This window comes from Streptomyces sp. NPDC002853, assembly GCF_053591915.1.
In genome coordinates, this window is sequence record NZ_JBSFUS010000020.1 from 85,033 (window position 1) to 97,152 (window position 12,120).

The window sequence follows — 12,120 nt, forward strand, 5'->3', positions numbered from 1 at the left end:
CGAGACCGCCGAGGCTGCGCGCATGGCCGAGCCCGCATCGGACTCCGCCGACCCCGCGATGGCTCACACCCCCGCCGCCGACGCCATCGCCGTGATCGGTGTCGCCTGTCGGCTGCCCGGGGCTTCTACTCCCGATGAGTACTGGGCGCTTCTCGCCCATGGGCGGCATGCCATCGGGAACTTGCCTGCTCGGCGGCGTGAGGATTCGGTGTGGGATGAGGTCGGGGGGGATCTGCCCACCCGGGGCGGATACCTCGACGACATCGCCGGGTTCGACGCGCCCTTCTTCCGGATCTCGCCCCGCGAGGCCAAGTCGCTCGACCCGCAGCAGCGGTTGTTCCTCGAAGTCGCCTGGGAGGCCCTGGAGGACGGGGGCTGTCGGCCGCGTGATCTGGAGGGGAGCCGCGTCGGGGTGTACGTCGGGCTCGAGACCGCCGACTACCAGCAGATGCTCACCCGCGACATGGCGGACGTGAACCTCTACTACGGCACCGGCACCTCCTTCGCCGCGACGCCCGGCCGGCTGTCGTACTTCCTCGGGCTGCGTGGGCCGAGCATGGCCGTCGACACCGCCTGCTCCGCATCCCTCACCGCCGTCCACCTGGCCTGTCAGGGCCTGCTCGGCGGCGACTGCGAGGTCGCCGTGGTGGGCGGGGCCAATGTGATCGCCGCGCCCACCGTGCTCGTGGCCATGAACGGCGAGGGCGGCGCACTCGCCCCCGACGGCCACTGCAAGGCCTTCGACGACGACGCCGACGGCCTCGGCTGGGGCGAAGGCGCCGCCGCACTCATCCTCAAGCCCCTGGCCGCCGCCGAGCGCGACGGCGACCGCGTCTACTCCGTGCTGCGTGCCAGCGCCATCAACCAGGACGGGGCCAGCGGAGGCCTGACGGTGCCCAGCGGCGCTGCCCAGGTGGCCGTCGTACGGGAGGCGCTCGACCGGGCGGGCTGGCAGCCGCACGAGGTCGACTACGTGGAGGCCCACGGCACCGGCACCCGCATCGGCGACCCCATCGAAGTCCGTTCCCTCGCCGAGGCGTTCGGCCCTGGCAGGGAAGAGGGCGACCCGCTGCTCATCGGGTCCGTGAAGGCCAACATCGGGCACCTCGCCCCGGCCGCCGGCATCGCCGGACTCCTGAAGGTCGTCCTCGCCCTGCACCACGGCAGCGTCCCCCCGCACCGCCTGAACCGGCTCACCACCCGGGTCGACTGGGACGCCGTGCCCCTCGCCGTGCCGACCGCACCGCGCGACTGGCCGGCACGCCCGCGCCCGGCACGCGCCGGAGTCAGCTCCTTCGGGCTCGCGGGCAGCAACGCCCACGTCCTGGTGGAGGCCGCCCCGCGGACCCGGCCCGCGCCCGCCGAGCCAGGCGCCCCGTACGTCCTGCCCGTCACCGCGGCCACCGCGTCCGCCCTGCCCGAGGCCGCCCGCCGCATGGCGCGCCGCCTGCGGGGCCTCGACGCGGAAGCCGTCGACGCGCTCGTGCTCACGGCGGCCCACCGCCGCTCCCTCCTGGAACACCGGCTCGCCGTGGTCGGTGACCGTGACGAGATGATCGCCGCGCTGGAAGCGGCCGCCGCCGGCCGGACGGCACCGAACCTGCGCACGGGTCACGTCACGGGGGAGGCGGCTCGGCCCGTCACCTTCTGGTACGCAGGCCAGGACCCGGACGCCTCCGTGTGTGCCGCCCTGCAGAAGCAGCCCGCCTACGCCCGTGCCCTGGACCGGGCAAGTGAGGCCATGGGTGAACGCGGGCTGCTCGCGCACCACATGGCCGCCACGCACTTCTGGGCGACGTTCGGCGTCGTCCCGCACGACAGCGCGGGAGAGGGCGCCGGAGAGATCAGCGCCGACTGGGCAGCCGGTCGTCTGACGCCCGCCGATGCCGCAAAGGCATGGGCCGAGCGCGGCACAGACCGCGGCGAGGCACCGGCGGCCGTACCGCCGGACGCTCTCCCGGTCCACCCTGAGGCGCCGCACCCCGGCACCCCGGATGCCCCCGACCCCGTACGGCAGATGGCGCTCGCGGCGGCGGAGCTCTACGTCAGCGGATACGAGCCGCCCGCTCGCCTTCCGGTGCGCGGCAGCACGGTGAGCCTGCCCGCCTACCCGTGGGAGCGCCGCAGCTACTGGTACCGCGATGCGGCGGCGCTCACGCCGTGCGTCCTCTCCGCCGCCACCGCAGAGGAACTCAAGGACAAAGCGAGGAAGTTGAGTGAGTTCGTGCTTGCTGAGCCCGGTGCCACCGTGGCCGGCGTCGGCTCCGCACTCGCCGCACTTCCCCCGGCACCGCACCGCGCCGTGCTGTTCGCCGACCGGCGTGAGGAGCTGTTGAAGGGGCTCGGCGCGGTTGCCGCAGGGCGTGAGACCCGCAGGACCGTCGTCGGGTCGGCCCGCTCCACCGCCACGGACCCCGTGTTCGTGTTTCCCGGCCAGGGGTCTCAGTGGCGGGGCATGGCGCGGGAGTTGTTGGAGAGTTCGCCGGTGTTCGCGGAGTCGGTGGCCGCGTGTGCGCAGGTGATCGAGCCGTTGACCGGTTGGTCGGTGGTGGAGGTGCTCGGGCGGGAGGATGAGGGCTGGCTGGAGCGTATTGATGTACTGCAGCCGGTGATGTTCGCGGTGCAGGTGTCGTTGGCCCGGTTGTGGCAGGCGTGTGGTGTGCGTCCCGCGGCGGTGATCGGGCATTCGCAGGGGGAGGTCGCCGCCGCCTGCGTGTCGGGGGCGCTGTCCCTCGAAGACGCCGCACGCGTCATGGTCCTGCGCAGCCGCATCCTGGCGAAGGAGCTCGCGGGCAAGGGCGCGATGGCCTCCGTGGGCCTCGCGGCCGGACGCGTACGGGAGCGGATAGCCGAGGCGGGGTTCGCCGAGGGCGACGCGGTCGTGGTCGCCGGGTTCAACGGCCCCTCGTCCACCGTCATTTCCGGCGAACGAGCGGCAGTGGAAGAGCTCGTGGCCGCCTGCGTCGCCGACGGTCTCCAGGCCCGCGTCGTGCCGGTGACCTACGCGTCCCACTCGCCGCAGGTCGAACGGCTGCAAGGAACCCTGCTCGACGCGCTGGACGGCATCCAGGGAGGCCACGCGGAGACCCCCTTCTACTCGACCGTGACCGGAGAAGCCCTGGACGCAAGGGAGTTGGACGCCGCGTACTGGTACCGCAACGCCCGCAGGCCCGTGAACTTCGAGGGCGGCGTACGGAGCCTGCTCGCGGCGGGACACGAGACGTTCATCGAGATCAGCACCCACCCTGTCGTCCTCCCCGGCATCGAGCAGACCGTGGACGACGTCGGATCACCGGCCGTGGCCCTGGGCACCCTGCGCCGCAAGGACGGCAGCCTGTTCAGGTTCCGTACCGCCCTGGCCCAGGCCTGGGCACGGGGCGTGTCCGTCGACTGGCGTGCCCTGACCCCCGCTCCCGCCACGGACATCGACCTGCCCGACCTCGCCGCGGCACCGGCCGGCGCGCAGGCGGACCCCGCCGACGCCGAGTTCTGGAACCTCGTGGAGCGCGCCGACGCCGGGGAGCTCGCGGGCACCCTGCGGCTGGACGGCGAGACCGCGCAGGCCCTGGCCGCGGCCCTGCCCGCGCTCTCGGCCTGGCGCCGCGAACGCCACGCGGACGCCGTGCTCGAAACCTGGCGCTACACCGTCGAGTGGCAGCCCCTGCCCGCACCGGCAGCACCCCAACTGGGCGCCCCCTGGCTGCTCGTGGTGCCGTCCGCCTGCGTGGAGCACCCCTGGGTGGCCCGTTGCGCCGAGGCGCTCGGAGCCCACGGAGCCGAGGTGCGCCAAGTGGTCCTCGACGCGGCCGACGCCCACCGGGAGACCTTCGCCAAGCAACTGCGCGCGGCCACCGAGGAGACCGAGCCCGCCGGGGTGCTCTCCTTGCTCGCACTGGACGAGGGGGCGCACCGCCGCCACAAGGAACTCACCGCGGGCGCGGCCGCCGCGGTCTCCCTGCTCCAGGCACTCGACGACCTCGCGAACGACGCCCCCGTGTGGTGGGCGACCACCCGAGCCGTCTCCGTCGGCGAGTCCGACCCGCCGGCCCACCCGCGGCAGGCCCACGTCCTCGGCACCAGCCGTGTCGCGCTGCTGGAGAACCCGCGGCGCAAGGGCGGCCAGATCGACCTGCCCGAGGAAGCCGACGACATGGCCGGGCGACCCCTCGCCGCCGCGCTCGCCGCGGACGGCGACGAGAGTGAATTCGCGGTGCGCGGCGACCAGTTGCACCGCAGGCGCCTGGTGCGTGCCCCGCTCGCCGGGCGTGCGCCCGTCCGTCGCTGGCACCCCCGCGGCACCGCCCTGGTCACCGGTGGCACCGGCGGGATCGGCGCCCAGGTGGCCCGCTGGCTGGCCCGCAACGGCGCCGAACACCTGCTGCTCCTGAGCAGGAGCGGCCCCACGGCGTCGGGCGCCGCCGACCTCGAGGCCGAACTCACCGCGCTCGGCGCCCAGGTGACGATCACCGCCTGCGACGTGGCGGACCCCGCGGCGCTGGCCGCCGTGCTCGCCGCCGTGCCCGCCGCCCATCCGGTCACGTCGGTGTTCCACACAGCGGGACTCAAGGGCTCCCGGGACACCGTCGCCGTGGCCGAACTCGCGGAGTACGCCGAGGTGTTCGCCGCCAAGGTGGAGGGCGCCCGCAACCTGCGCACCCTGCTCGAAGGACCGTCCCTGGACGCGTTCGTGCTGTTCTCCTCCACCGTGGGCGTGTGGGGCGGCGGCCAGCAGGGCGCCTACGTCGCGGCCAACGCGTATCTCAACGCGCTCGCCGAGGAGTTGCGCGCCGAGGGCACACCCGCCACCGCCGTCGCCTGGAGCGCCTGGGACGGGCCCGGCATGTCGAGCGGAGCCGCCGAGCACCTCACAGAACGCGGCGTACGCCTGATGGACCCCGACCTCGCGATGCGGGCCCTGCGGCAGATCCTCGACCACGACGACACCTTCATCACCGTCGCCGACAACGACTGGGAGCGGTTCGCCGAGGTCTTCGGTGCCGCACGCCGCCGCCCGCTCATCGGCGACCTGCCCGAGGTGCGCCGCGTCTGGGAACCGGAAGCCGCCGACGACTCCACCGCGGAGGCCGCCCTGGTCCGCAGGCTCGCCGGGCTCACACCGGCGCAACGCGAGAACGCACTCCTGGAGGAGGTGTGCACCCAGGTCGCGGCCGTCCTGCAGTACCCCGCGACACAGGGCGTCGACGCGGAGCAGCCCTTCAAGGGCATCGGCTTCGACTCGCTCACCGGCATCGAGCTGCGCAACCGGCTCAACACGGCCACCGGCCTTCGCCTGCCCGCCACGCTCATCTTCGACCACCCGACACCGACCGCCGTCGCGGCCTTCCTCGACACCCGTCTTGCCCCCGAGCCCGCGGACACCCCGCAGCCACCCGACGGCACGCAGCCGCCCCGCCGACGCGACGAGGCCGCTGCCATCGCGGAGATGACCCTGGACGACCTCATCCAGCTCACGCACCGCCCCCAGGAACGGAGTTGACGATGCCCGCATCAACCGAGGAGATCGTCGAGGCACTGCGCTCCGCGCTGACGGAGAACCAGCGGCTGCGCATCCTGAACGAGGAACTGGCCGACGAGGCCGGCGCGGCCCGCGAACCGCTCGCCGTCGTCTCCATGGCCTGCCGTTTCCCCGGCGGCATCACCGACCCCGACACCCTGTGGGACCTCGTGGCCACGGGCCGCGAGGGCATCGGGGACCTGCCCCGCGACCGGGGCTGGGACATCGAGGGCCTCTACGACCCCAACCCCGACCGCCCCGGCAAGACGTACGGCCGCGCGGGCGGCTTCGTCGACGACGTGGCGGGCTTCGACGCGGAGTTCTTCGGTATCTCGCCGCGCGAGGCCCTGGCGATGGACCCGCAGCAGCGCATCCTGCTCGAAGTCGCCTGGGAGGCCCTGGAGCGCGCGGGCATCGAGGCGGGAACGCTGCGCGGCAGCCGCACCGGCGTCTTCGTCGGCGCCTCCGACTCCGGCTACCTGCCCGACCTCACCGATGTGCCGCCCGACGTGGAGGGCTACGCCGTCACCGGCAACACCCTCAGCGTCGTCTCCGGCCGTCTCTCCTACGTCCTGGGTCTCGAAGGGCCGTCGTTCACCGTCGACACCGCCTGCTCGTCGTCCCTGGTCGCCCTGCACCTGGGCGCCAGGGCCCTGGCGCGCGGCGAGTGCTCCATGGCGCTGATCGGCGGTGCCACCGTGATGGCCCAGCCCGCCCAGTTCATCGAGTTCTCCCGGCAGCGGGCGCTGGCCACCGACGGCCGCAGCAAGGCGTTCTCGGCAGCGGCCGACGGGTTCGGGCCCGGCGAGGGCGTCGGCCTGCTCGTCCTGGAGCGGCTCTCCGACGCCCGCCGCAACGGCCACACCGTCCTCGCGGTGCTCCGCGGCTCCGCCGTCAACCAGGACGGCGCGAGCAACGGCCTCACCGCCCCGAACGGACCGTCCCAGCAGCGCGTGATGAGCCAGGCCCTCGCCGACGCCGGCCTCACCCCGGCCGACGTCGACGTGGTCGAGGCGCACGGCACCGGCACCACCCTCGGCGACCCCATCGAGGCGCAGGCACTCCTGGCCACGTACGGCACGGCGCACACCAAGGACCGGCCGCTGTGGCTCGGCTCGGTCAAGTCCAACATCGGCCACGCCCAGGCCGCCGCCGGAGTCGCCGGGGTCATCAAGATGGTGATGGCGCTGCGGCACGGCACGCTGCCGCCCACCCTGCACGCCGACGAGCCGACCCCGCACGTCGACTGGGAGCCGGGCACCGTGCGCCTGCTCGACCGGGCCCGCCCCTGGTCCGGCGCCGACGGGGTGCGCCGCGCCGCCGTCTCGTCGTTCGGCATCAGCGGCACCAACGCCCACGTCATCCTCGAAGAGGCACCCGCCGAAACCCCGCGGGAAGGCACTGAGACGGACGACACCACGACGGAGCCGCCGACGCTGTCCTCCGTCCTGCCGTACGTCGTCTCGGGCATCGGCGCCGACGGCCTCGGCGGACAGGGCGAACGCCTCGCCGGGCACGTGGCCGCCCTCCAGGCCGACGGCCTTCCCGGGCTCGGCGCCACCCTCGCCCGGCGCACCCCGCTCTCGCACCGGGCCGTGGTCGTCGCCGACGGCCCCGAAGAGCTGGCCACCGGACTCGGCTCGCTCGGCGACGAGCGCACCCCCCGGCACGTGGTGCGCGGCACCGCACGCGCCCAGGGCGGCCGCGCCGCCAGGGTCGCGTTCGTCTTCCCCGGCCAGGGCACCCACTGGCGGGGCATGGCCCGCGAACTCCTCGACACCGCCCCGGTCTTCGCCGCCGCCGTCGAGGAGTGCGACACCACCGTGCGCGCGCTCACCGGCTGGTCGGTGGTGGATCTGCTGCGGGGCGACGACGAGAGCTGGCAGGAGCGCATCGACCTGCTGCAGCCCGTCCTCTTCGCCGTCCAAGTGGCGCTCGCCCGGCTCTGGGAGGCCCACGGAGTGCGGCCCGCCGCCGTGGTCGGCCACTCCCAGGGAGAGGTCGCCGCGGCCTGCGTCGCCGGGGCGCTGACCGTCGAACAAGGCGCCCGCGTCGTCGTCGTACGCAGCGGCCTCTTCGCCCGGGCGCTGACCGGCAAGGGGGCGGTGGCAACGGTGTCGCTGACCGCCGAGCGGGTCACCGAGCGCCTCGCCGGCCTGCCCGGCGACATCGCGGTCGCCGGCCGCAACGCGCCCCGCCAGACCATGGTGTCCGGCGACCGCGCCGCCGTGGACGCCCTGGTCGCGGGCTGCGTCGCGGACGGCATCCGGGCCCGCGTCATCCCCGTCTCCGTCGCCTCGCACTCCGTGCAGGTCGAGCAGATCCGCGACGAACTGCTCACCGCCCTCGGCGACATCAGGCCGGGCCCGGCCACCGTTCCCTTCTACTCCACGGTCACCGGCGACCTCCTGGACCCGGCCGAGCTCACCGCCGCGTACTGGTACCGCAACGGCCGCGAACCGGTGGAGTTCGAGGCCGCCGTCCGCAGCCTGCTGCGCGACGGCCACCGTGTCCTCGTCGAGAACAGCGCCCACCCGGTCCTCACCATCGGCATCGAGGAGACCGCCCACGCCCTGGGCACCGAGGTCACGGCCGTCGGCACCCTGCGCACCGGCAAGGGAGGACTGCGTCAGTTCTTCACCTCGCTCGCCTCGGCCTGGGTGGCGGGAACCCCGGTGGACTGGACCACCCCCTTCCGGGGAGTCGCTCCCGCACCGGCCCCCACCTACGCCTTCCGGCGCGACCGCTACTGGCTCGGTGCCAGGGCCCGCGCCACGGACGCCTCCGCACTCGGCGTGACCGCGACCGGCCACCCCCTGATCGCGGCGGCCGTCGAACAGGCCGATGACGGCCGGGTGTTGCTCACCGGGCGGCTCTCGCTGAGCACCCATCCGTGGCTCGCCGACCACGCGGCCGCGGGTGTGGTCCTGCTGCCCGGCACCGGCTACATCGAACTCGCCCTGCGGGCAGCCGACGAAACGGGCTGCGCCTGCGTCGAGGAGCTGACGCTGCAGGCCCCGATGGTGCTGCCCGAGACGGGCGACGTACGGGTGCAGGTGGCGGTGGAGCCCGCGGACGACGAGGGACGCAGGGCGTTCTCGGTGCACTCCCGGACAGGTGACGGCGGCTGGCTGCGACACGCGACGGGCATACTCGGCGACACCACCGAGGCGCCTTCAGCGGATCTGGGCGTATGGCCCCCCGCCGGTGCCGAGCCGCTCGAAGTCGACGACATATACGGTGAGTTGACGGCGCGCGGCTACGGCTACGGCGACACCTTCCAGGGTCTGACCGCCCTGTGGAAGCTCGGTGACGACGTCCTCGCCGAGGTGCGCCTGCCCGAGGGTGCCCGCGACGAGGCCGCGGCCTTCGGCGTCCATCCCGCCCTTCTCGACGCCGCCATGCAGGCCGCACTCGTGGGAGGTGCCGCCCCCGACGGGCTATGGCTGCCGTTCGCCTGGAACGGCGTACGTCTGCACGCCGCGGGCGCCACCGACCTGCGCGTACGCATCTCACCGAGCGGCGTGGGCGCCGTCCGCGTCGACGTCGCCGACCCCACCGGCCGGCCCGTCCTGCACATCGACTCGTCGGTCGCCCGCCCCGTCTCCGCCCAGCAGCTGCGCGCCCACCAGAACCCCGCCGCGGACGCCCTGTTCCAGATCGACTGGACGCCCGACACCACACCCCCGGCCGCATCCCTCGGCGCCACATGGGCGGTGCTCGGCACCGACCCGCTCGCCGCCGCGGAAACCCTGACGGCAGGCGGCGCACGCGTACGCGGGCACAGGGACCTCGCGGAACTGACGGCAGCCCTCGACGCCGGGGAACCGGCACCGCGGGGCGCCGTGCTCACCTGCGCCGCGCCCGACGCCGACGACATCTCCGCGCAGGCCCGCCGACTGCTGCTCGACGTGCTCGGCACCCTGCGGGGCTGGCTCGCCGACGACCGCCTCGCGGACACCCGGCTGGTCGTACTGACGCGCGGCGCGGTCGCCGTCGGCGCCGACAGTGACGTGCCCGATGTGGCGGCGGCCCCCGTCTGGGGTCTGATCCGTTCCGCGCAGGCCGAGCACCCCGGCCGCTTCGTGCTCATCGACGCCGACCCCGACGACGACCGCGCGCCGAGGCCCGCCCTGGCCCGCGCCGTCGATGCCGACGAGCCCCAACTGGCCTGGCGCGGAGGCGAGATGCTGATCCCGCGGCTCGCTCGCGTCGGCAGCGACGGCGGCCTCGTGCCGCCGCCGGGCCGGACGGACTGGCGGGTCGAGTCCGGCGGCCACGGCACGCTCGCCGACCTCGCCCTGGTCTCCCGACCGGAGGCGCACGCGCCGCTGCGGCCGGGCGAGGTGCGGCTCGCCGTGCGCGCGGCGGGCGTCAACTTCCGTGACGTCGTCGTGGGTCTGGGCATGGTCACCGACCACGAGGGCATCGGCGGCGAGGCCGCGGGCGTCGTCCTGGAGACGGGCCCCGATGTCACGGACCTCGCCGTCGGCGACCGCGTCATGGGTGTGATGCCCGGCGCGTTCAGCCCCGTCGTGGTGGTCGACCGCCGCTTCCTCGTCCGTATGCCGGGTGACTGGACCTTTGAGCAGGCCGCCTCCGTCCCCGCCGCCTTCCTGACTGCGTACTACGGCCTGGTGGATCTGGCGGGCCTGCGGAAGGGCGAGACGGTCCTCGTGCACGCGGCGACCGGCGGCGTCGGCATGGCCGCCGTACAACTGGCGCGGCACCTCGGTGCACGCGTCCTGGTGACGGCAAGCCCGCAAAAGTGGGACACACTCAGGGAGTTGGGCTTCGAGGAGAGTGAGATCGCTTCCAGTCGGTCGTTGGATTTCGAGGAGAAGTTCCTCGGGGTGACCGGTGGGCGCGGTGTCGATGTGGTCCTGGACTCGCTCGCGGGTGAGTTCGTGGACGCGTCCTTGAGGTTGCTGCCTCGCGGTGGCCGCTTCATCGAGATGGGCAAGACCGATATCCGGGACGCCGAACGAGTGGCCGCCGACCACCCCGGCGTCACCTACCGCGCCTTCGACGGCCGCGACGCGGGACCGGACCGCCTGGGCGCCACGCTGGCGGAGATCGTGGGGTTGTTCGAGGCGGGTGTGCTGAGCCCTCTGCCTGTGCGGGTGTGGGATGTGCGGCGGGCGCCTGAGGCGTTGCGTTTCATGAGTCAGGCGCGGCATGTGGGCAAGTTGGTGTTGCGGATGCCGGGTGGCTGGGACCGGGAGGGAAGTGTCCTCATCACCGGTGGTACGGGTGTGCTGGGTGGTCTGGTGGCGCGGCGTCTGGTGGTGGAGCACGGGGTCGGGCACGTGATCCTGGCCGGCCGACGTGGAGACCGGGCCGAAGGCGCCAAAGAGCTGGCGGAGGAGCTTTCGGGGCTCGGTGCGCGGGTGAGTGTGGTGGCCTGCGATGTCGCCGACCGTGTGGCGCTGGATGAGTTGATCGCCGCGATCCCGGAGGAGTTCCCGCTTCGAGGTGTGGTGCATGCGGCGGGTGTGCTGGACGACGGGTTGATCGGGTCGTTGACGCCGGAGCAGTTCGAGCGGGTGCTGCGTCCGAAGGTGGATGCCGCGGTCAATCTTCATGAGGCCACCCGGCACCTCGACCTCACCGCCTTCGTCCTCTTCTCCGCCGGAGCAGGTGTGATGGGCATGCCCGGTCAGGGAAACTACGCGGCGGCCAACGTGTTCCTGGACGCCCTGGCGGCCCACCGCCGCGCCCAGGGCCTGCCCGCCGTCTCCCTGGCCTGGGGGTTCTGGGAGCAGGTCAGCGGCATGTCCGCCCACATCGGCGGCGAAGGCCGGGCCCGGCTCGGGCGCGACGGGGTCCTGCCCATGCCGACCGATCTGGCCCTCGACATGTTCGACGTCGGTTCCGCCGTCGACCGGCCCCTGCTGCTCGCCGCCCGCGTCGACCTGGCGCGACTGCGCGAACTCGCCGACTCGGGCGTCCTGCCGTCCCTGTGGCGCGGTCTCGTACGAGCCTCCGCCCGGCCCGCGGCCGGTACCGCCGCCGACTCCGGCTCGCTGGCACGCCGCCTCGCCGACACCCCCGAGACGGAACGGCACCGCCTCCTCGTCGGCCTGGTCCGCGACCACACGGCCGCCGTACTCGGCAGGAACTCCGCCACGGACATCGACTCCGAGCAGCCGTTCAAGGAACTGGGCCTCGACTCGCTCACCGCGGTCGAACTGCGCAACCGCCTGAACGCGGCGACCGGCCTGCGCCTGCCCGCCACCCTCGTCTTCGACCACCCCACCCCGGCCGCCATCGCCGACCACCTCCTGACCGAACTCGACCCGGCGGGCGGGACACCGGCCGCTCCGCAGGTGTACGAGGACCTCGGCCGCCTGGACGCCGCCCTCGCGGAGCTGCCGGCCGACGACGAACTGCGCCACGACATCGCCCTGCGCCTCACCGCCATGCAGCAGGCGCTGACGGGCAGGGCGACGACCGGGGACGACGCCTTCGACGCCACCACCTCCGACACCGTGCTGACCCGGCTGGAGTCGGCGACGGCCGCCGAGGTCCTCGACTTCATCGACAACGAGCTCGGCCAGAGCCAGGACCGCCAGAGCCAGGACTGCCAGAACCAGGACCGGTGA

General features: G+C 73.8%; 1 protein-coding gene and 1 pseudogene. Both read left to right on the forward strand.

What is annotated here, in order from left to right:
- Nucleotides 1-52 precede the first annotated feature (52 nt).
- Nucleotides 53-5,497, forward strand: a pseudogene (locus ACWD02_RS39970) (type I polyketide synthase); the annotation flags it as partial.
- Nucleotides 5,494-12,120 (forward strand): SDR family NAD(P)-dependent oxidoreductase, encoded by a 6,627-nt coding sequence (locus tag ACWD02_RS39975; protein ID WP_451220964.1) that lies wholly within the window; start codon nucleotides 5,494-5,496, stop codon nucleotides 12,118-12,120. The pseudogene ACWD02_RS39970 and the gene ACWD02_RS39975, both read left to right, overlap by 4 nt.